Source organism: Streptomyces sp. S6 (assembly GCF_054880855.1).
This window is the reverse complement of the sequence record NZ_JBTYMC010000077.1, coordinates 1-26,074: the sequence shown is the minus strand read 5'-3', so window position 1 is coordinate 26,074 and position 26,074 is coordinate 1. Positions and strand designations below refer to the sequence as shown.

Below are 26,074 nucleotides of genomic sequence, written 5' to 3'. Positions count from 1 at the left end.
GCGCCGGCTCGCGGGCGGCGCGCTCGGCCGGGTCCTGGAGCTGGCCATGGCCCCCGACGGCAGCCGCGCCGCCGTCGCCTCGCACGACGGCCGCCTCCTGTTCGTCGAGCGGGAGAGCGGCGAGGTCCGCGAGGTCGCCCGCAGCGACGACGGCGACGTCTCCGACCTGGTGTTCTCGCCCGACTCGGGGTGGCTCGCCTGGACCCACCCCGGCCCGAACCCGCTCAGCCAGCTGATGCTGGCGGGCACCACCGACCTGTCCGTCACCGAGGCGACCCCGCTGCGCTTCCACGACTACGCGCCCGCCTTCACCCTCGACGGCAAACACCTCGCGTTCCTCTCCACCCGCGCCTTCGACCCCGTCTACGACCAGCACGTCTTCGACCTGTCGTTCCTCGCCGGAGCCCGCCCGCACCTCATCACCCTCGCCGCGACCACCCCCTCCCCCTTCGGCCCCCAGCGCCACGGACGCGCCTTCGAGGCGCCCGACAAGGAGGAGACCCCCGACAGCGAGGGCACCCCCGCGACCCGCATCGACCTCGACGGGCTCGCCGACCGCATCGTGCCGTTCCCCGTCGAGGCCGGCCGCTACTCCTCGCTGCGCGCCGCCAAGGACGGGCTGCTGTGGCTGCGCCACCCCGTCAGCGGCGTCCTCGGCTCCTCCCGGGCCACCCCCGAAGACCCCGCCCCCACAACGGACTTGGAGCGCTACGACCTCGCCGCCCGGCGCGTCGAGCACCTCGCCGACGACGCCGACGGGTTCGAGGTCAGCGGCGACGGGAAACGGCTGCTGCTGTGGACCGACGGCAAGCTCAAGGTCGTCCCCAGCGACCGGCGGGCCTCCGGGGACGAGGACAGCGACTCCAACATCACCGTCGACCTCGGGCGCATCCGGCAGACCGTCGACCCCGCCGCCGAATGGCGGCAGATGTACGACGAGGCCGGGCGGCTCATGCGGGACAACTTCTGGCGCGCGGACATGAGCGGCGTCGACTGGACCGGCGTCCTCGACCGCTACCGGCCCGTCCTCGAACGCGTCGCCACCCACGACGACCTCGTCGACCTTCTCTGGGAGGTCCAGGGGGAGTTGGGGACCTCCCACGCGTACGTCGGGGCCCGCGGGTACGGGTCCGGGCCCCGGCAGGGGCTGCTCGGCGCGGACATCTCCCGGCACGCCGACGGGAGTTGGCGGGTCGACCGGATCCTGCCCTCCGAGACGTCCGACCCCGATGCGCGATCTCCCCTCGCCGCGCCGGGAGTCGCCGTCCGGCCCGGGGACTCGATCGTCGCCGTCGCCGGGCACCCCGTCGACTCCCTCGCCGGGCCCGGTCCGCTGCTCGTGGGGACCGCCGGGAAGGCCGTCGAGCTGACCGTCTCGCCCGCCGGCGGGGGTGACGTCCGGCATGCCGTCGTCGTGCCGATCACCGACGAGGAGGCGCTGCGCTATCACGCGTGGGTCGCCGACCGGCGGGCCTACGTGCACGCCGCTTCCGGCGGGCGGCTCGGGTATCTCCACGTTCCCGACATGCAGGCGCCTGGGTGGGCCCAGATCCACCGCGACCTGCGGGTCGAGGTCGCGCGCGAGGGGCTGCTCGTCGACGTCCGGGAGAACCGGGGCGGGCACACCTCCCAGCTCGTGATCGAGAAACTCGCACGGAAGGTCGTCGGATGGGACGTCGCCCGGGGGATGCGGCCCAGCAGCTATCCCCTCGACGCGCCCCGGGGGCCCGTCGTCGCCATCGCCAACGAGTTCTCCGGGTCCGACGGCGACATCGTCAACGCGGCGATCAAAGCGCTCGGGATCGGACCCGTGGTGGGCACGCGGACGTGGGGCGGGACGATCGGGATCGACAGCCGGTACCGGCTGGTGGACCGGACGCTCGTCACCCAGCCGAAGTACGCCATCTGGCTGGAGGGGGTGGAGTGGGGGGTGGAGAACCATGGGGTGGACCCGGACGTGGAGGTCGTGGTGAGACCTCAGGACTACGTCTCGGGTACGGATGTGCAGTTGGACGTGGCGATCGGGCTGGCGTTGGAAGGGCTGGCGGAGCGGCCGGCCCGGGTGGCGCCTGAGGTGCCTTCGTGAGCGGCGATTACCATTTCCGTACGACCTAGGAGGCACAGGTATGGCAGGGGAGCCGCAGGACGACTGCCTGTTCTGCAAGATTGCAGCTCGGCTCGTTCCGGCGACGATCGTCAGGGAGACCGAGACGACCGTCGCTTTCCGGGACATCAATCCGCAGGCTCCCACGCATGTGCTGGTGATTCCGAAGGCGCACTACCCGAATGCGGGCGCGCTCGCCGCCGGTGCTCCCGAAGTCGTCGCGGATGTCCTGCGGGAGGCGCAGGCCGTCGCGGACGACGAGAAACTGGACAGTCACCGCACGGTTTTCAACACCGGCAGCGGTGCTGGGCAGACCGTGTTTCATGCGCACGCGCACGTCCTGGGCGGGCGTGGGCTGCACTGGCCGCCGGGGTGAACGAGTAATGTCGGTACGGGAGTTGGTGGTGCTGGGGACGGCGAGTCAGGTCCCGACCCGGCACCGTAACCACAACGGGTATTTTCTGCGGTGGGATTCCGAGGGGTTTCTTTTCGACCCCGGCGAGGGGACTCAGCGGCAGATGGTGCGGGCCGGAGTCGCGGCGCACGACCTGAACCGGATCTGTGTGACCCATTTCCACGGAGACCATTCGCTGGGGCTCGCCGGGGTGATCCAGCGGGTCAATCTGGATCAGGTCCCGCATCCCGTCGTCGCGCACTACCCGCGTTCCGGGCAGCGTTTCTTCGACCGGCTCCGCTATGCCACCGCCTATCGGGAGACGGTCGGCGTCACGGAATCCCCCGTCGCGGGCGCCGGTCTCGTCACCGTCGCCGAAGGGCCGTCGTACACCCTGGAGGCGCACCGGCTCTCCCACCCCGTGGAGTCGTACGGGTACCGCCTGGTCGAACCCGACGGCCGCCGCATGCTCCCCGAGCGCCTCGCCGCGCACGGCGTCAAGGGCCCGGACGTCGGCAGGCTCCAGCGGGAGGGCGTCCTCGGGGACGTCACGCTGGACGACGTGAGCGAGCCGAGGCGGGGGCAGCGGTTCGCGTTCGTCATGGACACCCGGCTCTGCGAGGGGGTGCAGGTCCTGGCGGAGGGCTGCGACATGCTCGTCATCGAGTCGACGTTCCTCGACGAGGACGCCGGACTCGCCGCCGACCACGGGCACTTGACGGCAGGGCAGGCGGCGGCGGTCGCGCGGGACGCGGGGGTGCGGCACCTTGTCCTCACCCACTTCAGCCAGCGCTACACCGAACCCGAGGAGTTCGAGCGGCAGGCCAGGGCGGCCGGTTTCGAGGGGGAGTTGAGTGTGGCCCGGGATCTACTGAGGGTGCCGGTGCCGAAACGGCGGTGAGGGGCGCGCTGCGGGTTGCGCGGGGGCCGTTCGGTGAGCCGCGTTTTTCGAATCGGTGCCTCGCCGCGCGTACGATGCTTCGATGCCACTCCCCAAAGCTGAACTGCACCTGCACATCGAAGGCACCCTCGAACCGGAGCTGGCGTTCGCGCTGGCCGGCCGCAACGGCGTGACGCTCCCGTACGCGGACACCGAGGCGCTGCGGCGGGCGTACGACTTCGAGGACCTCCAGTCGTTCCTGGACCTGTACTACGCGCTGATGGCGGTGCTGCGCACGGAGCAGGACTTCGCCGACCTCGCGGACGCGTACCTCGCGCGGGCGGCAGCGCAGGGCGTCCGGCACGCGGAGATCTTCTTCGACCCGCAGGCGCACCTCGCGCGCGGCGTGGACATGGGGACGGTCGTCGAGGGGCTGTGGCGGGCGCTCGGCGAGAGCGAGGCCCGGCACGAGGTCTCGACCCGGCTGATCATGTGCTTCCTGCGGGACGAGTCCGCCGAGTCGGCGATGGAGACCCTGGAGCTGGCCAAGCCGTACCTCCACCGTATTACGGGTATCGGTCTCGACTCCGCCGAGGTCGGCCACCCGCCGGTGAAGTTCCGCGAGGTCTACGAGGCGGCTGCCGCGCTGGGCCTGCGCCGGGTGGCGCACGCGGGCGAGGAGGGACCGGCCGCGTACATCACGGAGGCCCTCGACGTCCTCGGCGTCGAGCGGATCGACCACGGGCTGCGCTGCGTGGAGGACCCGGCGCTGGTGGAGCGGCTGGTGCGCGACCGGGTGCCGCTGACGCTGTGCCCGCTGTCCAACGTACGGCTGAGGGCGGTCGACACCCTCGCCGACCACCCCCTCCCCGCGATGCTGGACGCGGGCCTGCTGTGCACGGTCAACTCCGACGACCCCGCGTACTTCGGGGGCTACGCGGGCGACAACTTCGACGCGGTGCACGCCGAACTCGGGCTGAAGGAGGAGCAGTTGCGGGAGCTGGCGCGCAACTCGTTCGTCGCGTCGTTCCTGGAGGACGACGAGGAGTCGCGGGCGCGGTATCTCGCGGAGGTCGAGGCGTACGTCTTCTAGCACCGGCGTGCGTGGACGCACCGTTGACGAGGGTCGTTCACGTATCTAACCTCTGTTTTCGTGCGTGGATGACCGTTGTGCGTGGACGGCAGTTGGTTGGCGACCGGACAGGGAGATGACCAGGTGGACCTCACGATCACCGACGTACGCCTCACACCGATCCTCGTCGCCGACCCGCCGCTCCTGAACACGCAGGGCGTGCACCAGCCGTACACACCCCGCCTGATCGTCGAGGTCGTCACCGCCGACGGGGTCACCGGGCTCGGGGAGACCTACGGGGACACCAAGTACCTGGAACTGGCCCGGCCGTTCGCCGAGCGGCTCGTCGGGCGGTCCGTCGCCGATCACAACGGGCTGTTCACGGTGATGAACGGGGTGGGCGTCGACCGGGCACGGGTCGTGGACCAGGTGGACGTCGGCGGGCTGCGGGGCGTGCAGACCGCGGACAAGTTGCGGCTGTCCGTCGTCTCCGGCTTCGAGGTCGCCTGCCTCGACGCGCTCGGCAAGGCGCTCGGGCTGCCCGTGCACGCGCTGCTCGGCGGGAAGGTGCGGGACGCCGTCGAGTACAGCGCGTACCTGTTCTACAAGCGGGCCGGGCATCCGGAGGGGGTGGCGGCCGAGCGGGACGACTGGGGGGCCGCCCTTGACCCCGCCGGGATCGTCGAGCAGGCCCGGAAGTTCACCGAGCGGTACGGGTTCACGTCGTTCAAGCTCAAGGGCGGTGTCTTCCCGCCGGAGCAGGAGATCGCCGCGATCCGCGCGCTCGCCGAGGCGTTCCCCGGACAGCCGCTGCGGCTCGACCCCAACGGGGCGTGGTCCGTGGAGACGTCGCTGACGGTCGCCGAGGAACTCGGTGACGTCCTGGAGTACCTGGAGGACCCGGCGCTCGGCACCGGCGCGATGGCCGAGGTCGCCGCGCGGACGGGCGTGCCGCTCGCGACGAACATGTGCGTCACGACGTTCGCCGAGATCCCGGACGCGTTCGGCCGGGGCGCCGTCCAGGTCGTCCTCTCCGACCACCACTACTGGGGCGGCCTGCGCAACACCCAGCGACTCGCCGCGATCTGCGCCACGTTCGGCGTCGGCGTCTCCATGCACTCCAACACCCACCTCGGCATCTCCCTCGCCGCCATGACCCACGTCGCCGCCACCGTCCCCGACCTCCACCACGCCTGCGACTCCCACTACCCCTGGCAGTCCGAGGACGTCCTCACCGAACGCGTCGCCTTCGACGCCGGCCGGGTGACGGTCACCGACACCCCCGGCCTCGGCGTCACCCTCGACCCCGATCGGCTGGCCCTCCTGCACCAGCGGTGGCTCGACGACGACGGCACTCTCCGTGACCGTGATGACGCCGCCGCGATGCGGATGGTCGAGCCGGGATGGGAGACGCCTTCGGTGCCGCGCTGGTGAGTTTTCGACCCTCCACGCGCGCGTGGAGGGTGGGATTGCGGGGTGCGGGCCCTGTTGTGGACCGTGTTGTCAGTGGGGTGGTGCAGACTGGCCCGATCGGCACCACCCGCAGGGAGCGCACCGTGAGCCCGTCCGACGCGTCGGCAGGAGAGACCGTACCGAGGAGCAAGAGCCGTGGGGTCCGGCAGTGTCCGGTGGACCCGCTGGCCGCTGTACGGGGGGTCGATGATCCGGCGTGCGATGTGTACCTGACCGGGACGGTGTTCCTGGACATCATCTTCACCGGCCTGGAGTCCGCGCCCGTGCGGGGCACCGAGTCCTGGGCCCGGGGCATGGGGTCGAGCCCCGGCGGCGTCGCCAACATGGCCACCGCCCTCGCCCGCCTCAACCTGCGGACGTCCCTCGCGGCGGCCTTCGGCGACGACCACTACGGCGAGTACTGCTGGGACGCCCTCGAACAGGGCGAGGGCATCGACCTCACCCCCTCCCGCACGGTCCCCGGCTGGCACTCCCCGGTGACCGTCTCGATGGCGTACGAAGGCGAACGCACGATGGTCTCCCACGGCCACGCCGCACCCCCCGAGGAACCCCGCCCCGACTGCCCCCCGCCCGCGCGCGCGGCGGTCGCCTCCCTCACACCCGGCAGACGCGAACCGTGGATCGCGCAGGCCGCCTCGAAGGGCACCCGCATCTTCGGCGACGTCGGGTGGGACGACACGGGCGCGTGGGACCTCGCGAGCCTCGCCGACCTGGAGCACTGCGAGGCGTTCCTCCCGAACGCGGAGGAGGCGATGCGGTACACGCGCACGGACTGCCCCCGCGAGGCCGCCCACGCCCTCACCGACCACGTCCCGCTCGCGGTCGTCACGCTGGGCGCGCAGGGCGCGTACGCCGTCGACCGGCGGACCGGCGAGACCGCCGAGGTCCCCGCCATCGCCGTCGAGGCCCTCGACCCCACCGGCGCCGGGGACGTCTTCGTCGCCGGCTTCGTCACCGGCACCCTCGCCGGCTGGCCCCTCGCCGACCGCCTCGCCTTCGCCGGCCTCACCGCCGCCCTCTCCGTCCAGGAGTTCGGCGGCTCCCTCTCCGCCCCCGGCTGGGCCGAGATCGCCGCCTGGTGGCGCACCGTGCAGTCCCTCGACGGCCAGGACCCCGAGGCGCTCCGCCGGTACGCGTTCCTCGCGGGGCTGCTGCCGGGTGGCGCGGTCCGTCCGTGGCCGCTGCGGAGGGCTGTGCCGACGATCGGGTTCAGACGCTCGGCGTGAGCGAGGCTCCGGCGCGCGGGGCAGCCTGCCGGGGGCGACTCGGTGGACTCCGGGGCGAAACCTCAGCCCCGCGCGCGGGGCAGCCGCAACACCGCCCCCTCGCCGGTGCACTGTACGGCGGGCAGCCACCCCGCTCCGGCGCCCGCCGCGCCACGGCCGTCACACATCGCACCCGCGCACGCGCACGCTTCACCCCCGAAGGGCGCCGTGTGACCGTACGAAAAGCCCTTCGGTGTTGTCAGTGGCAGGGCGTAGTCTTGAAATCGCCAGGCCGCCCTTGTGGCAGGCGAGACGCGTTCGGGAGGACGTAGAGGCCCTGCGGGCCGGATTATGACGCAGACACCCACAGCCCAGACCCCCGCGCAGGGGAAGGCGAGAGCACAGTTCACTGTCCCCGCCCAGCACCCGATGGTGGCTTTGCTGGGTTCCGGCGACTCCCTCCTGCGCGTGATCGAGAGGGCCTTCCCGGCGGCCGACATCCATGTCCGGGGCAACGAGATCAGCGCGGTCGGCGACGCGAGGGAAGTCGCCCTGATCCAGCGCCTGTTCGACGAGATGATGCTGGTGCTCCGCACCGGGCAGCCGATGACGGAGGACGCAGTGGAACGCTCGATCGCCATGCTGCGGGCGAGTGAGAACGGGACCAGCGACGGCCAGGAGACCCCGGCCGAAGTGCTCACACAGAACATCCTGTCCTCGCGCGGCCGCACCATCCGCCCCAAGACCCTCAACCAGAAGCGCTACGTCGACGCCATCGACAAGCACACCATCGTCTTCGGCATCGGCCCCGCCGGCACCGGCAAGACCTACCTGGCCATGGCCAAAGCCGTCCAGGCCCTCCAGTCCAAGCAGGTCAACCGCATCATCCTGACCCGCCCGGCGGTCGAGGCCGGCGAACGCCTCGGCTTCCTCCCGGGCACCCTGTACGAGAAGATCGACCCCTACCTCCGCCCCCTCTACGACGCCCTCCACGACATGCTCGACCCGGACTCGATCCCGAGGCTGATGGCGGCGGGGACGATCGAGGTGGCGCCGCTGGCATATATGCGCGGCAGAGCGCAACCGCGGTTCACGAACGTTCTGACGCCGGATGGTTGGCGCCCTATCGGTGACCTTGAGGTCGGTGACCTGGTCATCGGCTCCAACGGCGAGCCGACCCCCGTCCTCGGCGTCTACCCGCAGGGCGAGAAGGACGTCTACCGCGTCACCGCCCAGGACGGCTCCTGGACGCTGGCCTGCGGCGAGCACCTCTGGACCGTCCGCACGCGCGACGACAAGCGCCGTGACAAGCCGTGGCGGGTCCTGGAGACCCAGGAGATGATCGGCAACCTGCGCGGGGCCCACGCCCGCCGGTACGAGCTGCCGATGCTCACGGCGCCGGTGTGCTTCCCGGAGCAGGAGGTCCCCATGGACCCCTACGCGCTGGGACTCCTGCTGGGCGACGGCTGCCTGACCGGCTCCACCACGCCCTCGTACGCCACGGAAGACCCCGAACTGGCCGTCGCCCTGGAATCGGCGCTGCCCGGCGTGCGGGTACGGCACAAGAGCGGGCCCGACTACGTCCTCAACCGGATCAAGGCCCCCGGGGACGTCGTCACACTGGAGAACCCGGTCACGCGGGTCCTGCGTGAACTCGACCTCCTGCGCACCCGTTCGCACACCAAGTTCGTGCCGGACGCCTACCTGTACAACTCGGCCGAGGTGCGGCTCGCGGTGCTTCAGGGGTTGCTCGACTCCGACGGTGGTCCGGTCACGCAGAAGGACCGGACCTGCCGTATCCAGTACTCGACGACGTCGATCATGCTCCGGGACGACGTGATCTCCCTCGTCCAGTCGCTCGGCGGGGTCGCGTACACCCGCCGCAGGCAGGCTGAGGGACGGAAGCCGGGCCTTGCGAAGGGCCGGGAAGTCGATCACCGCCATGACGCCCACATCATCGACATCCGCCTCCCCGAAGACATCGACCCCTTCCGCCTCGCCCGCAAGCGCGACAAGTACCTCGCGGCCGGTGGCGGCGGACGTCCGATGCGGTTCATCGACTCGATCGAACCGGCGGGCCGGGAGGAGACCGTCTGCATCCAGGTGGCGGCGGAAGACAGCCTCTACGTCACCACGGACTACCTGCTGACGCACAACACGCTCAACGACGCCTTCATCATCCTCGACGAGGCCCAGAACACCTCCCCCGAGCAGATGAAGATGTTCCTGACGCGGCTCGGGTTCGAGTCGAAGATCGTCATTACCGGGGACGTGACGCAGGTGGACCTGCCGAGCGGGACGAAGAGCGGGCTGCGGCAGGTGCAGGACATTCTGGAGGGGGTCGACGACGTGCACTTCGCGCGGTTGTCGTCGCAGGATGTCGTGAGACATAAGTTGGTGGGCCGTATCGTCGACGCGTACGAGAAGTACGACAGCGAGAACGGTACGGAGAACGGCGGCCACAAGGGCGGCCGGCCCAAGCGGAAGTAGCGAAACCAGCGCCATGTCGATCGACGTCAACAACGAGTCCGGAACCGAGGTCGACGAGCAGGCGATCCTCGACATCGCCCGCTACGCGCTGGCCCGGATGCGGATCCACCCGCTGTCCGAGCTGTCGGTGATCGTCGTGGACGCCGACGCGATGGAGCAGTTGCACATCCAGTGGATGGATCTGCCGGGGCCGACGGACGTCATGTCGTTCCCGATGGACGAACTGCGCCCGCCGAGCAAGGACGACGAGGAGCCCCCGCAGGGGCTGCTCGGGGACATCGTGCTGTGCCCGGAGGTCGCGAAGAAGCAGGGCGACGAGGCGCCGACGCGGCACTCCATGGACGAGGAGCTCCAACTGCTCACCGTCCACGGCGTGCTGCACCTCCTCGGGTACGACCACGAGGAGCCGGACGAGAAGGCCGAGATGTTCGGTCTCCAGGCGGCGATCGTGGACGGCTGGCGGTCGGAGAAGGGCATCACCGGCCCCTCCCCGGCGCCGACCGTGTCATGAGCGGCCAGTTCGTCGCGGGTGCCGTCGCGCTGGTCGTCGTCGCCTGGCTCGCCGCCTGTGCGGAGGCGGGCCTCGCGCGGGTGTCCAGTTTCCGGGCCGAGGAGGCCGTCAAGTCGGGCCGGCGCGGCGGCGCGAAGCTCGCGCAGATCGCCGCCGACCCGACGCGCTATCTGAACGTCGCGCTGCTGGTCCGGGTGGCCTGCGAGATGGCCGCCGCGACGCTCGTCACGTACGCCTGCCTCCAGGAGTTCGACGAGACCTGGGCGGCGCTGCTGACCGCGCTCGGCGTGATGGTCCTCGTCTCGTACGTCGCCGTCGGTGTCTCGCCGCGCACGATCGGCCGCCAGCACCCGCTGAACACGGCCACGGCGGCGGCGTACGTCCTGCTGCCGCTGGCCAGGATCATGGGCCCGATTCCGAACCTGCTGATCCTCATCGGCAACGCCCTCACCCCGGGCAAGGGTTTCCGGCGCGGCCCGTTCGCCTCCGAGGCGGAGCTGCGCGCGCTGGTCGACCTCGCGGAGAAGGAGTCCCTCATCGAGGACGAGGAGCGCCGGATGGTGCACTCCGTCTTCGAGCTGGGCGACACCCTCGTCCGCGAGGTCATGGTCCCCAGGACGGACCTCGTAGTCATTGAGAGGTACAAGACGATCCGTCAGGCGCTGACCCTGGCTCTGAGGTCGGGGTTCTCCCGGATACCGGTCACGGGGGAGAGCGAGGACGACATCGTCGGCATCGTCTACCTCAAGGACCTCGTCCGTAAGACGCACATCAGCCGCGAGACCGAGTCCGACCTCGTCTCGACGGCGATGCGGCCCGCGGCCTTCGTGCCCGACACGAAGAACGCGGGTGACCTGTTGCGGGAGATGCAGCAGGACCGCAACCACGTCGCCGTCGTCATCGACGAGTACGGTGGCACGGCCGGGATCGTCACCATCGAGGACATCCTGGAGGAGATCGTCGGCGAGATCACCGACGAGTACGACCGTGAACTCCCCCCTGTGGAGGAGCTGGGTGACGACCGTTTCCGGGTCACCGCGCGCCTCGACATCACCGATCTCGGGGAGCTGTACGGGCTGGAGGAGTACGACGACGAGGACGTCGAGACGGTCGGAGGACTCCTTGCGAAGGCGCTCGGCCGGGTGCCCATCGCGGGTGCCTCCAGCGTCGTACGCCTGCCGGACGACCGGACGTTGCGGCTGACCGCCGAGGCCGCCGCCGGGCGCCGGAACAAGATCGTGACGGTGCTGGTGGAGCCCGTAGGGGACGACCCCGAGAAGGAGACCGCGTGACCCCGCAGGAGCTGCGTGCGCTGTGCCTGTCCTTCAACGCGGCCGTCGAGGACTTCCCGTTCTCACCCGAGGTCACCGTCTTCAAGGTCTGCGGCAAGATGTTCGCGCTGACCTGGATCGACGCGGAACCGCTGAAGGTCAACCTCAAGTGCGACCCCGAGGACGCCGTACGCCTGCGGACCGACCACCCAGGTCTCATCACTCCCGGGTATCACATGAACAAGCGGCACTGGAACACGGTCGTGGTCGACGGGGAGTTGCCGGGGCGGGTGGTACGGGAGCTGGTGGAGGACTCGTACGACCTCGTCGTGGCGGGGTTGCCGAGGGCGGAGCGGTTGCGGTTGGACCGGGCGTAGGGGGTCGGCGGGGCGGGCGTGGGGAGGCGCGAGGGGCGGTGTGACCATCGCCCACCCTTGCGATCCCGCCATGATCCCCGGGCTCACAGGGAGCCCTTGCTGAGGCTGGTCCGGCCGAGCAATCCGACTGGAGGGCGACCTCGGTCCGGCCGGCCCCTGAACCCCCGGAGGGCCTCGCCCCCGCTGTCCCCCGCCCCCTTCCGTATGCTCTCACCATGACCGACACCACCGCCCTCGACCCCGAGGACCGCAAGATCGTCACCCTGGCTCGTTCCGCGCGGGCCCGTAACGGGGTTTTGGAGGGGGCCGCCGTGCGGGACGAGACGGGGCGTACGTATGTGGCGGGGACGGTGGAGTTGCCGTCGTTGAAGCTGAGTGCGCTGCGGACGGCGGTGGCGATGGCGGTGGCGTCGGGGGCGGGGGCGTTGGAGGCGGCGGCTGTCGTGACGGCGGGGGAGGGGGTGGCGGCGGAGGATCTGGCCGCCGTGCGGGACCTCGGGGGTGTGGGGACGCCCGTGTTGGTGGCGGGGCCGGACGGGACGGTACGGGAGACGATCGCCGTTGGCTGAAAAGGGGCCTTGCTCTCGTTCGCCTCTCACGCATCAATGGAGCCGTTGATTCCGACGGACCGTCAGTTCTCCGCGCCGGGGCCGCAGTCCGCACCCTCCTGCCCCGGTCGGCCGTCCGTCCTCCCCAGACTCCGGGAAGGAGCCGGCAACCCCATGAGAGGCAAGCGAATCGGATCAGGTGCGGCACTGCTGGCCGGGGCCCTCGCGGTCACCGGGCTCGCGCTCGCCCCCACTGCCGCCGCCGTCACCCCGACGACGGCCACGTTCACCGCCAACTGCGGCTTCTTCGGCGGCGGTGCGGCGACCCTGACGGCGACCCAGACCGGGACCGCCGCCACCCTCACGCTCTCCACCACGGCGGTCAAGGCGCCGCTCCCGCTCTCCGCCAACAGCATCAACTCCACGCTCACGATGGTGAATTCAGCGGGCCCGAACCGGGTCTTCACGGGTACGGCGAACCCGGCGATGGCCGTCAACGACCCGATCACCGTGGGCCCGCTGAACGGCACCGTCGCCCCCGGCGACACGCTGGACATCTTCAACGGCGGCCTGTCGATGGTCGTCTTCGGCATCACCGTCACCTGTACGGCGAACGCCGCACAGCAGCCGGCGTTCGTCTTCGACTGAGCAACCGGCGGTATCTCTGCGGCAGCAAAGCGAGTTGACGGTCAGTCAGACATTGAACTGACTGTCCGTCAGCTTTGTCGGCCGAGTCCATTGACTTCTTCGCGCTCCTCCACGTCAATGCCCCCTGTCGGCGCAGAAAGAGCCGCTGCGCCTTCACCCCAACAGAAGGAGGGGGCACCCATGGGTTCCACACCCACTCGAAGACGGCGTCTGGTCTCGCTGCTCGGGACGGCCGTCCTCGTGGTCGGCGCGGGCGGGGCGCTCGCCTGGCCGGCGTCGGCCGCGACGAACGTCAGCTTCCCGACGCACTGCGTCCCGCCGCCCGTCGCCGGACTCCCGCCGATCGACGGCACCACCACCGCGAAGATCACCGCCGACAACACCGCGCCCAAGGTCGGCGACACCGTCAACATCACCTACACGGTCGTCACCCCGGCGGCCGGGAACCCCACCGACCTCGCCCTGCCGGCCGACATCATGACCCCGACCGGGAAGGTCACCCTCGGCGGTGCCCAGACCGGGAGCGTCACGGTCGCCGGGCCCAAGAAGAACGACCCGGTGCCCGGCCGGGCACCCTTCCCGTCGTTCTCCATGACCGGGTCGTTCACCGTGACCGCGCCCGGCGCGATCACCCTCTCGCCCGGTGACTACAACATCCACACCAGCTACATCCTGGAGCTGGACACGCCCTGCACCGTCACCAACCCGCCCGCACCGGCCTCGGAGACGGTCACCGCGACCGCCAACCCGCCCGCCAACACCCGGACGATCAGCCTGGGTTCGGCGTCGGGGGCGCCGGGCGTCGCCGTCACCGTCAGTGGCAGCAACTTCACGCCGGGCGCGAGCGTCACGCTGGCCGGGCGCGCGGGGATCAACCAGACGCAGGACACGGCTACTGTCACCGCCAACTCCGTTGGTTCCATCAGCGGTTCGCTCACCGTCAAGGACCTCGCCACCACCGGGATCGTCGCCTACGAGGGCAGCGCGTGGAGCGACAGCAAGGGGGCCGGGCCGGCCGCCTACGTCGTCGTCAACGACGTGCCCGTACCGCCGGGCAGCCAGAAGGTGACGACGACCGTCAAGGGCGGGACGCTCTCCATGTCCCAGGCCGGTGACTCCGTCGCGCTCTCCGCCGTCGACTTCGGCAGCGGCAACGCGTCCACCGGCGCGCTCCAGGCCGTCACCGTCAAGGACTTCCGCGGCGGGCCCGCGGGCTGGTCGCTGACGGGGAAGGTCACCGACTTCACCGGGCCGGGTGCCAAGATCCCTGCGGGCAAGCTGAGTTGGACACCGACCTGCACGACCAAGGCGGGCTCGCCGAGCACCTGCCAGGCGGGCAGCGCGGGTGCCGTCGGCAGTGCGGGGGCGACCCTCGCGTCCACGCCCGACGCGGCGGCGACCGGCGGTGAGTTCACGGCGGGTGCCGGACTCTCTCTCGACGTACCGGCGTTCACGCCTCCGGGCAGCTATGCGGGCGTCCTCACCCTCACGCTGACCTGAGGTCTCCGACGGTTGGGCGCCCACTCCGCTGGTCCGCATCCGCCCGGCCGTCCAACAGCCCTTCGTCCCAGGGGAGTTCGCCCTATGCGGAAGTTGTACGGCCTGGTCCCGCTGTTTCTCCTCCTGCTGCTCTGCTCGCCGGCCCCGGCTCGGGCCGCCGACAACGGGAGTTGGTCCGTCTACCCCGCCGCCACGGCCGTCTCCGCGCGGCCGTACTTCTACGTCTCCGCCGACCCCGGGCACGCCGTCCGCGACAGCGTCGTCGTCGCCAACAAGACCGACCGGCCCATGACGTTCCGGCTCTACGCGGCCGACGCGTACAACACCGCCCGCGACGGTGGCTTCGCCGTGAAGTCGGCCGACGAGAAGATGACGGGGGTCGGGGCGTGGGCCGAGCTGCCCGAGAAGGCGGTGACCGTACCGGCGCGGGGGACCGTGACCGTGCCGTTCACGATCGCCGTGCCGGCGGGGGCCGAGCCGGGGGATCATCCCGGGGCGATCGTGGCGTTGGACGAGGAGGTGGAGAAGGGCGGGGGAGGCGTCGCGCTGGGGGTGCAGCGGGCTGTTGGCGCGCGGGTGTACTTGCAGGTCACGGGGCCGTCGCTGCCGGCGGTGGCGGTGGAGGACGTCCGGATCTCTCAGGATCGTCCCCTGGTACCAGGGTTCGGGGACAGTACGGCGACCGTCTCCTACACCCTGCACAACACCGGCAACGTGACGCTGGATCCCCGGGTGCGGATGACGGCGACGGGATTGTTCGGACGTACGCTGCTGGACCGCGAACTGACCAAGGTGCCCGCTCAGTTGCTGCCGGGGCAGAAGGTTCGGCTGACCGAGCGTTGGGGTGCTGCTCCGCAGCTGGACCGGGGGCAGGTGACGCTGACCGCGCGGGCGCGGGGGACCGAGGAGGGGGCTGGTGCGTCGTATTTGGCGGTGCCGTGGTTGCCGGTGGGGGTAGGGGTACTAGGGGTTGGTGCGGGTGTGTGGCTGCTGCTCAAACGGCGTCAGGGCAACTCCCCAGGGGCGCGGGGAACTGCGAGACCAGCCACAGCGGAGCCGCAAATTGATACAGCCCCGCGCCCCTGAAAGACCAAAACCCAAACCGCAACCGGCGTTGGCAGCTACAGCGCGTCCGGGCCCCGTTCGCCCGTCCGCACCCTCACCACCGTCTCCACCGGCACCGCCCACACCTTCCCGTCCCCGATCTTCCCCGTCCGCGCCGCCTTCACGATCGCCTCCATCGCCGGTTCGGCATCCGCGTCCTCGACGACCAGCTCGATGCGGACCTTGGGGACGAGGTCGATCTGGTACTCGGCGCCCCGGTAGACCTCGGTGTGACCGCGCTGGCGGCCGTAGCCGCTCGCCTCGGTCACGGTCAGCCCGTGGATGCCGAGTTCCTGGAGGGCCGTTTTGACCGCGTCGAGGCGGTACGGCTTGACGATCGCGGTGATGAGCTTCATGCGGGCGGCGTCACCTTCTGGGTGGAGTGGGAGACGGGGGAGCCGTGCCCCAGGACGCCGTGATCGTATGCGGTCTCGGCGTGCACCGTAAGGTCCAGACCGGTGTACTCGTGGTCCTCGTCGGCCCGGAACCCCATGACCTTGTCGATCACCTTGCCGACGCCGTACGTCATACCGAAGGCGTAGCCGGCGACCACCACGATCGCCAGGGCCTGCTTCCCGAGCTGGGTCACTCCGCCGCCGTAGACCAGTCCCTCCGTGGAGCCAGTCATGCTCTCGACAGCGAAGACCCCGATCAGCAGTGTGCCGATCACCCCGCCGACGAGGTGCACGCCGACGACGTCCAGCGAGTCGTCGTAGTTGAGCTTGAACTTCCAGCTCACGGCGTACGAGCAGACGACCCCGGCGGCGAGCCCGATGACCAGCGCGCCCAGCAGGGAGACGGACCCGCAGGACGGGGTGATCGCGACGAGCCCGGCGACCGCGCCGGACGCCGCGCCCAGCGTCGTCGGGTGGCCGTCGCGCTTCTGCTCGACGAAGAGCCAGCCCAGCAGGCCGGTGCAGCCGGCGGCCATGGTGTTGAGGAACGCGGCGGCGGCCAGCCCGTTCGCGCCGAGCGCGGACCCCGCGTTGAATCCGAACCAGCCGAACCAGAGGAGACCGGCGCCGAGGATGACCATGGGGAGGTTGTGGGGCCGCATGGCGTCCTTCTTGAACCCCAGACGTGGTCCGAGCACGATCGCCAGGGCCAGGCCGGACGCCCCCGACGTGATCTCCACCGGCAGTCCGCCCGCGAAATCCAGCGCCCCGAGCTTCTCCAGGATCCAGCCGCCGGGCCCCCACACCCAGTGCGCGACCGGAACGTATACGAGGAGCGTCCACAGGGGGACGAAGACCAGCCACGCCCCGAACTTCGCCCGGTCCGCGATCGCCCCGCTGACCAGGGCGGCCGTGATGATCGCGAAGGTCAGCTGGAAGGTGGCGAACAGGAGGGTCGGGACGGTGCCCTGGACGCTGTCCGGGGTGATCCCGGCCATCCCGGCGTGCGCGAGCCCGCCGATCAGGCCGGCGCCGGCGTCGTCGTCGAAGACCAGGGAATAGCCGGCGATCAGCCAGACGACCGTCACCAGGGCGATCGACACGAAACTCATCATGAGCATGTTGAGGACGCTCTTCGTGCGGACCATGCCGCCGTAGAAGAGGGCCAGGCCCGGGGTCATCAGCAGGACGAGGGCGGTCGCGGCGAGCAGCCAGGCGGTGTCGCCGGTGTTCACCTGCGCGGCGGCGAGGGGCACGAGGGTCTCCAACGGGGTCGGGGCTCGTCAGAGGGTCACCGGCGCTGATTTCCGGTCGCGTACGGATGTGTTACCGAGACGTTTCATTGCGTGTGGGTTTCCGGAAGCTCACTCCTCAGGTGGCCGTTCGGATAACTGACTGAGTTCGGGGACAATGGGCGCCATGAGCGTTCGTAACCAGTCATCCTCGCCGTCCGAGAAGTCGGGCGCCGCCCACCGCGCGGGCTTCGCGTGCTTCGTGGGGCGTCCCAACGCGGGCAAGTCCACCCTCACGAACGCTCTCGTCGGCAAGAAGGTGGCGATCACCTCCAATCGTCCGCAGACGACCCGGCACACGGTCCGCGGCATCGTCCACCGCGACGACGCGCAGCTGATCCTCGTCGACACCCCTGGCCTGCACAAACCCCGCACGCTGCTGGGCGAGCGGCTGAACGACGTGGTGCGCACGACGTGGGCCGAGGTCGACGTCATCGGGTTCTGCCTCCCGGCGAACGAGAAGCTCGGGCCGGGTGACCGGTTCATCGCCAAGGAGCTGGCCGGGATCAAGCGGACGCCGAAGGTCGCCGTCGTCACGAAGACCGACCTCGTCGACTCCAAGACCCTCGCCGAGCAGCTCATCGCCATCGACCAGCTCGGGCGGGAGCTGGGCATCGAGTGGGCGCAGATCGTGCCGGTGTCGGCGGTCGCGGGCAAGCAGGTCGAGCTGCTGGCCGACCTCCTCGCGCCGATGCTGCCCGAGAGCCCGCCGCTGTACCCCGAGGGCGACCTGACGGACGAGCCCGAGCAGGTCATGGTCGCCGAGCTGATCCGCGAGGCCGCGCTGGAGGGGGTCCGCGACGAGCTGCCGCACTCCATCGCCGTCGTCGTCGAGGAGATGCTCCCCCGCGAGGACCGCCCCGCCGACAAGCCGCTCCTCGACATCCACGCGAACATCTACATCGAGCGCTCCAGCCAGAAGGGGATCATCATCGGCCCCCAGGGGCGCCGCCTGAAGGACGTCGGCATCAAGTCCCGCAAGCAGATCGAGGCGCTTCTGGGGACGCCGGTCTTCCTGGACCTGCACGTCAAGGTCGCGAAGGACTGGCAGCGGGATCCGAAGCAGTTGCGGAAGCTGGGGTTCTGACCGGTCGGAGGGGCGGCCCTTCACCGGGGCCGGTCGTCGAGGTGCTGCGGTCCGCAGGCCCGGTCTCGGCCGGTCGGTCGGCATGCGGTGCGTGCCTACCTCAGGTGCTGCACGAAGGCTGGAACATCGGAGGGTTTGGGGAAATCATTACCCTCCGAAGGGTCGTTTTCGGCCATCCGGAGATCGCGCGCGCCGGAACGATCAGGGCCTCCCGTGCCGCTCTGGCTGCTGCGGCGTGAGGGGTGGCGAACTGCCCTGTTCGAGACGGCTGGGCCAGTTGTTTCGCCTCCGGCCTTTGTGAGGCGGCCGCTTTTCCGGAAGGCGCCGGCGACCGGGGCATCGGTGCTCGTGGGGTGACTGTGGGCCTGGCTGGTTAGCGAGTTTCTGCTTTCCGGAAATCATGGAATAGTCGCCACTTGTCATTGGCTGCTCAACTCAACTCAACTCAACCCGACTCGCTGAGCTGTGCCCGGTGAGCGGTCCCGCATCGCATCGGAGCCGGGATGTCTGTTCGCTTGAGCCGACTGGTCGCGCGTTGCTCGGACGGTTCTGCCATGCCCATTGCGCTGCTGGCTTGTGTGGTCGGGATGACGCTCACGGCAACAGGGTGCAGCGGATCCGGGCACAGTCCGGGCAATACGAAGGCGACGGAATCGACTCGTACCGCAGCCAGGTCGGAGACGGACGGCCGCTGCCGGCCCATGGTGGAGCAAGGCTCTCTCCCTTCATGGGCGCGCAAGGAATTCGAGCAGGACGGACCTCAGCGTCACATGGTCGGGGACAAGGGCGAGATCGTCGCCGTGCTTTTCGGCTACCCATATCACGCGCCGGCCGCCAAGGGGCGGGAGAACAAGATTCTCTGGGTCGCGAAAGACTCCGAGGATTCCGCCGGTATGGGACCTGATCGCAAACTGATCATCAAAGCCAGTCTCGCCGGAACGAAGGAAGTCGTGACTCGCTCGATTTCCGGAGGGCCCGGCCCTTCTCTCGTCGACATGCCGAAGCCGGGATGCTGGAAATTTTCTCTTTCCTGGCCCGGACATTCCGACAGTCTTGACGTCGAGTACCTCGCAGGCTGATACATCGGTTCGGGGCCGCTCGCCCACGAGCCTGCTCTCCCGGAAGAGCCCCACGCCGATGACCGGCTCGCACAGGGAGCGGACCTGGTCACCGCCGGCGGCGGACTGCTGGGCGGCCCGCAGCCAGGACTCCTGCTCGGCACCCGCGTGGTCGTCGACGCCTTGCGCACTCCCCCCTCGCCTGGGCCCGCGCGTGGACAAGCTCACGCCGGCTGCCCTGCACGCGGACCCGGAGTCGCTGCGCACCCGTGCCGAGCGCGGACACGGTGGCCAGTGACGGCATCGGCGGCGGAGCCCCGAACGTCCGGCTGCCCGGCTGGGCCGGACATGGGCACTGTCTGCTGGACCTGCGCTGTCTTCCTCCGGAGCACGACGACATGTTGGCGGAGGCTGTCGTGCGGGCACGGCACGCGGACATCCTGAGACTGGCGGAGCCCGCATGAGAGTGATCGACACCGCCGGTCACGTGGACCACGACAAGACCGCACTGCTCAGGTCGCCGACGGGAATGGACACCGGCCTCGGAACCGGCATGCCGCGGTTGCGCTGGTGGTGGCGGCCGACGGAGGGCGGGCGAGACGGACCGAGGAGCACCTGGCCGTACTCGACGTACGGCGTTCTCGACTCGTCGGCGGACATGGAGACCATCGAGACCAGCGCCGACACCGGACACGGTGTGCACGCACTACGGGGCGCCCGGACGGAACCCTGGACCATGCCGACGCCGAGGTCAGGCCTCTGCTCGACCTGGAAGGGCACAGTTGCCGGCTACGGCAGAGCTTCCCAAGGCTCCCTCATGCCGCACCGAACGAACCGGTGCCCTGCTCAGGTTCCTCCACCGGCACGCCGCACTTCAGCGCTGGGCCCGCAGCACCTCCCGGTACCACCCGTACGACGCCTTCGGTGTCCGCCTCTGCGTCGCGTAGTCCACGTGGACGAGGCCGAAGCGCCGCGCGTACCCCTCGGCCCACTCGAAGTTGTCGAGGAGGGACCAGACGAAGTAGCCGCGGACGTCGACGCCCGCTGCCAGGGCCTGGTGGAGGGCCTGGATGTGGGTGGCGTGGTACGCGATGCGGGACTGGTCGTCGAGGCCCTCGTAGGAGCAGCCGTTCTCCGTGATGACGACGGGCGGGAGCCGGTCCCCGTACCGGGAGTTGAATGTCGTCAGGAGTTCCGTGAGGCCCTCGGGGACGACGGGCCAGCCGAAGTCGGTCGTCGGGACGCCCTCGATCTCCCGGACGGAGAAGGGGAGTTCGGCCGGCATGGAGACGCCGCCGAAGGTGATCTCCGCGCCCTGGGGGGCGCCGACGCGGGTGGGGGAGTAGTAGTTGACCCCGTACCAGTCGAGGGGCTCGGCGATCGTCTTCAGGTCGGACGCGACGTCGCCCGGCATCAACTCGCCCAGCCCGTCCGGGTATTCGCCCAGCAGGACCGGCTCCACGAAGAGGCGGTTGAGGAGTGTGTCGTAGAAGGCCGCCGCCTCGACATCGGCCTGTTCCTGGGACGCCGGCCAGACCGGGCCGTGGGAGTTGGTGATCGCGACGTCCGTGGCGCCGGCCGCGCGCAGGGCCTGGACGGTGAGGCCGTGGGCCAGCAGGAGGTGGTGGGCGACGGGGAGGGCGTCGAAGAGGAGCTGCCGGCCGGGGGCGTGCGTGCCGAGCGCGTGGCCGAGCAGGGTGTGTTCCGCGGGCTCGTTGAGGGTGATCCACTTCGTCACGCGGTCACCGAGCCGGGCGGCGACCGCGGCGGCGTGCTCCGCGAGCCGGGACGCCGTGTCGCGCTCCAGCCAGTCCAGGCCGACGGGGAGGTCCCAGTGGAAGAGGGTGGGGACCGGGCGGATTCCGGCCGCGAGGAGCTCGTCCACCAGCCGGTCGTAGAAGTCCAGCCCCCCGGGGGACTGCGCGCGCGGCCAGGACACCGAGAAGCGGTACGCGTCGACGCCGAGCCCCGCGAGGAGGGCCACGTCCTCCCGGTAGCGGTGCACGTGATCGCAGGCGACCTCGGCCGTCGAACCGTCCTTCACGTTCCCGGGCCGCCCGGAGAACTCGTCCCACACCGACGGCCCGCGCCCGGCGGCCCCCTCGATCTGGTGCGCCGAGGTCGACACACCCCAGAGGAAGTCCGCCGGGAACTGGGGAATCGGATGACCCGCGTCAATCGCCATGCGCGGATCATCCGTACCGACGGGTAGCGAAGTCAACGTCCTTGGCGTCTTCCCTGTTCAACGCCCCAGTGGTGGACGGCTGTTCAGGCTCCCTCCTTCAACACCCGTGAGACCAGCGTCCGTTGCTCCTCCGTGAGCTGGGGGTCGGCCGCGTACACGGTCTTCCCGTCCACGGTGATCTCGTAGTCGAACCCGTCCGGGACACCCGCCGGGCGTGTGGTGGCGGTCCCGGTGAGTGCCTGCCGGGCGAGGGCCTGCCACTCCGCCGCGTCGGGGCGGCCGGTGGTGTCGAGGCAGGCCTGCCGTTCGATGCCGGCGAACCCGCCTGTGCGCCGTACCTGAATACGCATGGGTCCTGTCTAGTACAGAACTCAGCCGGTGGGCACCCCGACCTGCTGCCAGGCCTCGGCGACGGCCTTCTCGACCTCGCCCTCGCCGTAGCGGGCCTTGGCCGCCGCGACCGTGAGCTTCGCGAAGTCCGCGAAGCGTGCGTCGGTCTCCAACTCGCCCCCGGTCAGCACGTCGTACCAGACCTGCCCGGCCTTGTCCCAGGCGTTGCCGCCGAGTTTGGCCGCGAGGAGGTAGAACGCGTGGTTGGGGATACCGGAGTTGATGTGGACGCCGCCGTTGTCCCGGCTCGTCTTCACGTAGTGGTCCATGTGGCCGGGCTGCGGGTCCTTGCCGAGGACGTCGTCGTCGTACGCGGTGCCCGGGGCCTTCATCGAGCGCAGGGCCGTGCCGTGGTCGATCGCGGGGCCGAGGAGGCCGGCGCCGATCAGCCAGTCGGCGTCGGCGGCGGACTGGCCGAGGGCGTACTGCTTGATGAGGGAGCCGAAGACGTCCGACACCGACTCGTTGAGCGCCCCCGACTGCCCGTAGTACTCCAGGTTGGCGGTGTACTGGGTGACGCCGTGGGTCAGCTCGTGGCCGATGACGTCGACCGGGATGGTGAAGTCGAGGAACAACTGGCCGTCGCCGTCCCCGAACACCATCTGCCGGCCGTCCCAGAACGCGTTGTCGTAGTCCTGGTCGTAGTGCACGGTCGCGTCGAGAGGGAGGCCGCTGCCGTCGATGGAGTCCCGGCCGTACACGTTGAGGTACAGCTCGAACGTCGCGCCGAGACCGGCGTTCGCGCGGTTGACGGTGGCGTCCTTGGAGGGGCCGTCGTCCTCGCTGTGGACCTTGGTGCCGGGCAGGGTCGTCCCGTGCTCGGCGTCGTAGATCGTGCGCTGCGGCTTGCCGGTGCCGGCGGCGGGCGCGGCGGCGGTGAGGCCGCGCACGGTGGTGATGCGGCGGCGGGTGCGCTGGAGGGCGTCGCGCTCCAGGGTGCGGCGGGCGGGTTCGAAGCGGGTCGGGTCGTCGCTTTGGGCCAGGTGGTCCAGGACGTGGGGCGGGATGATGGTGCAGAAAACGGGCTCGGAGCCCCCGTGGTGAGTCATGTGCGGCACCTTGGCACTGAGTCACGCCTCTGTCACTACCCGCGACCATGATTGGTGAAATACCCCGACATAGGGACGTGATCCACGCCGTTGTGTGGTACGGCGCACGTTTCGCCCCGTTCGTCCCACCGGTCCCGCATACTGGGACGGAGCCGCGCCCCGCCGGCACCTCCGCTAGAGTGCGGAGCACTATGCGTTTCGGGCTGCTTCTCCTTAGCTGCCGCGGCGAGGGCCTGTAAAGAAGGCCGACTCCCTCCCCGCGGAGCTTTGGCGTTGCGTGTCGGCCGGTCATCCGGACCCCCTTGAGGAGCCTGAAGCCCCATGGCGAACCGCCAGCAGCCCAGCCAGATGCCGATCCACAAGTACGGGCAGTACGACCAGGTCGACATCCCCGACCGCACCTGGCCCGAGAAGCGGATCACCACCGCCCCCCGCTGGCTCTCCACCGACCTGCGTGACGGCAACCAGGCCCTGATCGACCCGATGTCGCCCGAGCGCAAGCGCCGGATGTTCGACCAGCTGGTCAAGATGGGCTACAAGGAGATCGAGGTCGGCTTCCCCGCCTCCGGCCAGACCGACTTCGACTTCGTGCGCTCGATCATCGAGGAAGAGGGCGCGATCCCGGACGACGTGACGATCTCCGTACTGACCCAGGCCCGCGAGGACCTGATCGAGCGGACCGTCGAGTCCCTGAAGGGCGCGCGGCGCGCGACCGTCCACCTGTACAACGCGACAGCGCCCGTCTTCCGCCGGGTCGTCTTCCGCGGTTCCAAGGACGACATCAAGCAGATCGCCGTGGACGGCACCCGCCTGGTGATGGAGTACGCCGAGAAACTGCTGGGCCCCGAGACCGAGTTCGGGTACCAGTACTCCCCGGAGATCTTCACCGACACCGAACTGGACTTCGCGCTGGAGGTCTGCGAGGCGGTCATGGACGTCTGGCAGCCCGGACCCGGCCGCGAGATCATCCTCAACCTGCCTGCCACCGTGGAGCGTTCGACCCCCTCCACGCACGCCGACCGCTTCGAGTGGATGGGCCGCAAGCTCTCCCGCCGCGAGCACGTCGTCCTGTCGATCCACCCGCACAACGACCGGGGGACGGCCGTCGCGGCGGCCGAACTGGCGCTGATGGCCGGCGCCGACCGCGTCGAGGGCTGCCTGTTCGGGCAGGGCGAGCGCACCGGCAACGTCGACCTGGTCACCCTGGGCATGAACCTCTTCTCCCAGGGCGTCGACCCGCAGATCGACTTCTCCGACATCGACGAGATCCGTCGTACGTGGGAGTACTGCAACCAGATGGAGGTCCACCCGCGCCACCCGTACGTGGGCGACCTGGTCTACACCTCCTTCTCCGGCTCCCACCAGGACGCCATCAAGAAGGGCTTCGACGCGATGGAGGCGGACGCCGCCGCTCGCGGGGTCACCGTCGACGACATCGAGTGGGCCGTCCCGTACCTGCCCATCGACCCGAAGGACGTCGGCCGCTCCTACGAGGCCGTCATCCGCGTCAACTCGCAGTCCGGCAAGGGCGGGATCGCCTACGTCCTGAAGAACGACCACAAGCTGGACCTGCCGCGCCGGATGCAGATCGAGTTCTCCAAGCTGATCCAGGCGAAGACCGACGCCGAGGGCGGCGAGGTCACCGGCTCCGACATCTGGTCCGTCTTCCGGGACGAGTACCTGCCCAACCCCGAGAACCCCTGGGGGCGGATGCAGCTGCGCGCGGGGCAGTCGACGACCGACAAGGACGGCATCGACACGCTGACCGTCGAGGCCGAGGTGGACGGCGCCGAGGTGACGCTCGTCGGCAGCGGCAACGGTCCGATCTCGGCCTTCTTCCACGCGCTGGAGGGCATCGGCGTCGATGTGCGCCTGCTGGACTACCAGGAGCACACCATGAGCGAGGGCGCGTCCGCGCAGGCCGCCTCGTACATCGAGTGCGCCGTCGGTGACAAGGTGCTGTGGGGTATCGGCATCGACGCGAACACGACCCGCGCCTCCCTGAAGGCGGTCATCTCCGCCGTCAACCGCGCGACGCGCTGACTCACCCGTCCGTGCAAGGGGCCCCGGCTGTCGGGTACGACGGCCGGGGCCCCGTCGTATATCGGCCATCTCCGGGTGCAGATCACGAGAAGGTCTCGTCGAAGGTGCTGACTGGACCTCCCTGGTGTGGCTAACATCACGCAGACGTGGCGATGGGGCCGCGCTGGTGACGGAGGTGCGACGTGCTGCCAGGACCGGGACGAGACAGCCGATCCACCGGGGTCGCCCGCATCCTGGGTGTGCGGACGGCGTGGACGCCCGTCGGGGACGGGGAGTTCTTCTGTCCCGGGTGCGGGGGCGACCGCAACTACCAGCGGCTGACCGGGCGTCGCCGGTTCACGTGCCTGGGGGTACCCGTACTACCCCGGGGTGAGACCGGGCCCGTCGTCGAGTGCGCCGCCTGCCGACGGCACTTCGCCACCGACGTCCTCGACCATCCCACCACCACCCGCTTCTCCGCGATGCTCCGCGACGCCGTGCACACCGTCGCCCTCGCGGTCCTCTCCGCGGGCGGGACGTCCTCCCGTACAGCCCTGGACACCGCCACCGCCGCCGTGCGCGCCGCCGGGTTCCAGGACTGCACCGGCGAGCAGCTCGTCGCCCTCGTGGAGGCGGTCGCCGCGGACACCGGGCGGGCCTACGGGACGCCCTGCGGGCCGGGGCTGGCCATAGAGCTGCACGAGGCGCTGGACCCGCTGGCCCCCCATCTCGCCGCCGTGGGGCGGGAGTCGATCCTCCTCCAGGGGGCCCGGATCGCCCTCGCGGACGGGCCCTACACACCGGCCGAGCGGGAGACTCTGGCGACCGTGGGGGTCGCGTTGACCATCGGGGCGGAGGATGTGACACGGCTGCTGGCGGCGGCGCGGACGCCGTCGTGAGGGGGTGGGGGTACTAGACGAGTCTTTCCAAATACGGTCAGTGGTCATAGGCGGTCAGTGAGCGGCTGACCGCCTGGCCGGTCTGGAAGTTGTGCCAGATCGCGGCGGCCAGGGCCAGCA

Annotated in this window: 25 protein-coding genes and 1 pseudogene; 20 read left to right on the top strand and 6 right to left on the bottom strand. The window is 70.2% G+C overall.

All coding sequences use genetic code 11. The annotated features are described in order from the left end of the window. From ACVNF4_RS13730 to ACVNF4_RS13665, 14 genes are all read left to right on the top strand, one after another. Window positions 1-2,086 (top strand): S41 family peptidase (locus ACVNF4_RS13730; protein WP_461803056.1); only part of this gene is annotated, 2,086 nt, incomplete at its 5' end. A 40-nt stretch (window positions 2,087-2,126) separates the two neighbouring features. After that, entirely contained in the window at window positions 2,127-2,480 is a 354-nt protein-coding gene (locus tag ACVNF4_RS13725) for a histidine triad nucleotide-binding protein (protein ID WP_461803055.1), read from the top strand. A 7-nt stretch (window positions 2,481-2,487) separates the two neighbouring features. Next, a complete protein-coding gene (locus ACVNF4_RS13720) occupies window positions 2,488-3,399 on the top strand; it encodes a ribonuclease Z (RefSeq protein ID WP_461803054.1) in 912 nt (303 codons plus the stop codon). Between the two features lie 82 nt (window positions 3,400-3,481). Further along, window positions 3,482-4,471 carry an adenosine deaminase gene (locus ACVNF4_RS13715; RefSeq protein WP_461803053.1) on the top strand — a complete coding sequence of 330 codons (990 nt, stop codon included), beginning with the start codon at window positions 3,482-3,484 and terminating at the stop codon, window positions 4,469-4,471. 123 nt (window positions 4,472-4,594) lie between these two features. Beyond that, window positions 4,595-5,884, top strand: coding sequence for a glucarate dehydratase family protein (locus tag ACVNF4_RS13710; RefSeq protein ID WP_461803052.1), 1,290 nt, complete (start codon window positions 4,595-4,597; stop codon window positions 5,882-5,884). 122 nt (window positions 5,885-6,006) lie between these two features. Further along, a complete protein-coding gene (locus tag ACVNF4_RS13705; protein ID WP_461803051.1) occupies window positions 6,007-7,149 on the top strand; it encodes a carbohydrate kinase family protein in 1,143 nt (380 codons plus the stop codon). Window positions 7,150-7,557: 408 nt separating this feature from the next. Further along, on the top strand, window positions 7,558-9,618 hold the full coding sequence (locus ACVNF4_RS13700) for a PhoH family protein (RefSeq protein ID WP_461803050.1): 2,061 nt from the start codon (window positions 7,558-7,560) through the stop codon (window positions 9,616-9,618). A gap of 13 nt (window positions 9,619-9,631) precedes the next feature. Then, window positions 9,632-10,129, top strand: a complete 498-nt coding sequence (gene ybeY, locus ACVNF4_RS13695) for an rRNA maturation RNase YbeY (RefSeq protein WP_461803049.1) — start codon at window positions 9,632-9,634, stop codon at window positions 10,127-10,129. Further along, a complete protein-coding gene (locus tag ACVNF4_RS13690; RefSeq protein WP_461803048.1) occupies window positions 10,126-11,421 on the top strand; it encodes a hemolysin family protein in 1,296 nt (431 codons plus the stop codon). Before ybeY ends, ACVNF4_RS13690 begins: the two co-directional genes overlap by 4 nt. Continuing rightward, window positions 11,418-11,777: an MmcQ/YjbR family DNA-binding protein gene (locus tag ACVNF4_RS13685; protein WP_461803047.1), complete on the top strand. Its 360-nt coding sequence runs from the start codon at window positions 11,418-11,420 to the stop codon at window positions 11,775-11,777. The genes ACVNF4_RS13690 and ACVNF4_RS13685 overlap by 4 nt, the downstream gene beginning before the upstream one ends. Before the next feature lie 215 nt (window positions 11,778-11,992). Then, window positions 11,993-12,346, top strand: coding sequence for a cytidine deaminase (locus ACVNF4_RS13680; protein WP_461803046.1), 354 nt, complete (start codon window positions 11,993-11,995; stop codon window positions 12,344-12,346). A 153-nt stretch (window positions 12,347-12,499) separates the two neighbouring features. Further along, complete coding sequence (locus ACVNF4_RS13675) at window positions 12,500-12,973, top strand: hypothetical protein (protein ID WP_461803045.1); 474 nt, start codon at window positions 12,500-12,502, stop codon at window positions 12,971-12,973. A 180-nt stretch (window positions 12,974-13,153) separates the two neighbouring features. Then, window positions 13,154-14,473 carry a beta-xylosidase gene (locus ACVNF4_RS13670; protein WP_461803044.1) on the top strand — a complete coding sequence of 440 codons (1,320 nt, stop codon included), beginning with the start codon at window positions 13,154-13,156 and terminating at the stop codon, window positions 14,471-14,473. An 84-nt stretch (window positions 14,474-14,557) separates the two neighbouring features. Continuing rightward, window positions 14,558-15,559, top strand: a complete 1,002-nt coding sequence (locus tag ACVNF4_RS13665; RefSeq protein WP_461803043.1) for a WxL protein peptidoglycan domain-containing protein — start codon at window positions 14,558-14,560, stop codon at window positions 15,557-15,559. 35 nt (window positions 15,560-15,594) lie between these two features. On the opposite strand, the gene ACVNF4_RS13660 is transcribed toward ACVNF4_RS13665, so the two are convergent. Then, on the bottom strand, window positions 15,595-15,933 hold the full coding sequence (locus tag ACVNF4_RS13660; protein WP_461803042.1) for a P-II family nitrogen regulator: 339 nt from the start codon (window positions 15,931-15,933) through the stop codon (window positions 15,595-15,597). Continuing rightward, window positions 15,930-17,228, bottom strand: coding sequence for an ammonium transporter (locus ACVNF4_RS13655; RefSeq protein ID WP_461803041.1), 1,299 nt, complete (start codon window positions 17,226-17,228; stop codon window positions 15,930-15,932). Before ACVNF4_RS13655 ends, ACVNF4_RS13660 begins: the two co-directional genes overlap by 4 nt. Before the next feature lie 163 nt (window positions 17,229-17,391). Between ACVNF4_RS13655 and era the strand changes: the two genes are divergently transcribed. The 4 genes and pseudogenes from era to ACVNF4_RS13635 all read left to right on the top strand — a co-directional run bounded on the left by era (window position 17,392) and on the right by ACVNF4_RS13635 (window position 19,873). Continuing rightward, on the top strand, window positions 17,392-18,351 hold the full coding sequence (gene era / locus ACVNF4_RS13650) for a GTPase Era (RefSeq protein WP_461803040.1): 960 nt from the start codon (window positions 17,392-17,394) through the stop codon (window positions 18,349-18,351). Window positions 18,352-18,905: 554 nt separating this feature from the next. Beyond that, window positions 18,906-19,430 carry a hypothetical protein gene (locus ACVNF4_RS13645; protein WP_461803039.1) on the top strand — a complete coding sequence of 175 codons (525 nt, stop codon included), beginning with the start codon at window positions 18,906-18,908 and terminating at the stop codon, window positions 19,428-19,430. Between the two features lie 3 nt (window positions 19,431-19,433). Next, window positions 19,434-19,541, top strand: a pseudogene (locus ACVNF4_RS13640) (hypothetical protein); the annotation flags it as partial. 137 nt (window positions 19,542-19,678) lie between these two features. Continuing rightward, on the top strand, window positions 19,679-19,873 hold the full coding sequence (locus tag ACVNF4_RS13635) for a hypothetical protein (RefSeq protein ID WP_461803038.1): 195 nt from the start codon (window positions 19,679-19,681) through the stop codon (window positions 19,871-19,873). Between the two features lie 19 nt (window positions 19,874-19,892). Here ACVNF4_RS13635 and ACVNF4_RS13630 read toward each other — a convergent pair whose 3' ends face one another. The 4 genes from ACVNF4_RS13630 to ACVNF4_RS13615 all read right to left on the bottom strand — a co-directional run bounded on the left by ACVNF4_RS13630 (window position 19,893) and on the right by ACVNF4_RS13615 (window position 23,033). Beyond that, entirely contained in the window at window positions 19,893-20,096 is a 204-nt protein-coding gene (locus ACVNF4_RS13630; protein ID WP_461803037.1) for a hypothetical protein, read from the bottom strand. A gap of 187 nt (window positions 20,097-20,283) precedes the next feature. Continuing rightward, entirely contained in the window at window positions 20,284-21,594 is a 1,311-nt protein-coding gene (locus tag ACVNF4_RS13625; protein WP_461803036.1) for a GH1 family beta-glucosidase, read from the bottom strand. Between the two features lie 83 nt (window positions 21,595-21,677). Then, a complete protein-coding gene (locus ACVNF4_RS13620) occupies window positions 21,678-21,944 on the bottom strand; it encodes a protealysin inhibitor emfourin (RefSeq protein WP_461803035.1) in 267 nt (88 codons plus the stop codon). Between the two features lie 21 nt (window positions 21,945-21,965). Then, window positions 21,966-23,033 carry a M4 family metallopeptidase gene (locus ACVNF4_RS13615; RefSeq protein WP_461803034.1) on the bottom strand — a complete coding sequence of 356 codons (1,068 nt, stop codon included), beginning with the start codon at window positions 23,031-23,033 and terminating at the stop codon, window positions 21,966-21,968. 321 nt (window positions 23,034-23,354) lie between these two features. On the opposite strand from ACVNF4_RS13615, the gene leuA reads away from it, so the two are divergent. Beyond that, the gene (gene leuA, locus ACVNF4_RS13610; RefSeq protein WP_461803033.1) at window positions 23,355-25,076 is read left to right on the top strand and encodes a 2-isopropylmalate synthase; all 1,722 of its coding nucleotides are present in this window, start codon (window positions 23,355-23,357) and stop codon (window positions 25,074-25,076) included. Window positions 25,077-25,258: 182 nt separating this feature from the next. After that, a complete protein-coding gene (locus ACVNF4_RS13605) occupies window positions 25,259-25,954 on the top strand; it encodes a TerB family tellurite resistance protein (RefSeq protein WP_461803032.1) in 696 nt (231 codons plus the stop codon). Window positions 25,955-26,074: the final 120 nt, after the last annotated feature.

What these genes read in the sequence shown, in the direction of transcription:
- ACVNF4_RS13725 (WP_461803055.1), top strand. Translation starts at nt 2,127, where the DNA reads ATGGCAGGGGAGCCGCAGGACGACTGCCTGTTCTGCAAGATTGCAGCT.
- ACVNF4_RS13720 (WP_461803054.1), top strand. Translation starts at nt 2,488, where the DNA reads ATGTCGGTACGGGAGTTGGTGGTGCTGGGGACGGCGAGTCAGGTCCCG.
- ACVNF4_RS13715 (WP_461803053.1), top strand. Translation starts at nt 3,482, where the DNA reads ATGCCACTCCCCAAAGCTGAACTGCACCTGCACATCGAAGGCACCCTC.
- ACVNF4_RS13700 (WP_461803050.1), top strand. Translation starts at nt 7,558, where the DNA reads ATGGTGGCTTTGCTGGGTTCCGGCGACTCCCTCCTGCGCGTGATCGAG.
- ybeY (WP_461803049.1), top strand. Translation starts at nt 9,632, where the DNA reads ATGTCGATCGACGTCAACAACGAGTCCGGAACCGAGGTCGACGAGCAG.
- ACVNF4_RS13690 (WP_461803048.1), top strand. Translation starts at nt 10,126, where the DNA reads ATGAGCGGCCAGTTCGTCGCGGGTGCCGTCGCGCTGGTCGTCGTCGCC.
- ACVNF4_RS13680 (WP_461803046.1), top strand. Translation starts at nt 11,993, where the DNA reads ATGACCGACACCACCGCCCTCGACCCCGAGGACCGCAAGATCGTCACC.
- ACVNF4_RS13675 (WP_461803045.1), top strand. Translation starts at nt 12,500, where the DNA reads ATGAGAGGCAAGCGAATCGGATCAGGTGCGGCACTGCTGGCCGGGGCC.
- ACVNF4_RS13670 (WP_461803044.1), top strand. Translation starts at nt 13,154, where the DNA reads ATGGGTTCCACACCCACTCGAAGACGGCGTCTGGTCTCGCTGCTCGGG.
- ACVNF4_RS13665 (WP_461803043.1), top strand. Translation starts at nt 14,558, where the DNA reads ATGCGGAAGTTGTACGGCCTGGTCCCGCTGTTTCTCCTCCTGCTGCTC.
- ACVNF4_RS13660 (WP_461803042.1), bottom strand. Translation starts at nt 15,933, where the DNA reads ATGAAGCTCATCACCGCGATCGTCAAGCCGTACCGCCTCGACGCGGTC.
- era (WP_461803040.1), top strand. Translation starts at nt 17,392, where the DNA reads ATGAGCGTTCGTAACCAGTCATCCTCGCCGTCCGAGAAGTCGGGCGCC.
- ACVNF4_RS13645 (WP_461803039.1), top strand. Translation starts at nt 18,906, where the DNA reads ATGCCCATTGCGCTGCTGGCTTGTGTGGTCGGGATGACGCTCACGGCA.
- ACVNF4_RS13625 (WP_461803036.1), bottom strand. Translation starts at nt 21,594, where the DNA reads ATGGCGATTGACGCGGGTCATCCGATTCCCCAGTTCCCGGCGGACTTC.
- ACVNF4_RS13620 (WP_461803035.1), bottom strand. Translation starts at nt 21,944, where the DNA reads ATGCGTATTCAGGTACGGCGCACAGGCGGGTTCGCCGGCATCGAACGG.
- ACVNF4_RS13615 (WP_461803034.1), bottom strand. Translation starts at nt 23,033, where the DNA reads ATGACTCACCACGGGGGCTCCGAGCCCGTTTTCTGCACCATCATCCCG.
- leuA (WP_461803033.1), top strand. Translation starts at nt 23,355, where the DNA reads ATGGCGAACCGCCAGCAGCCCAGCCAGATGCCGATCCACAAGTACGGG.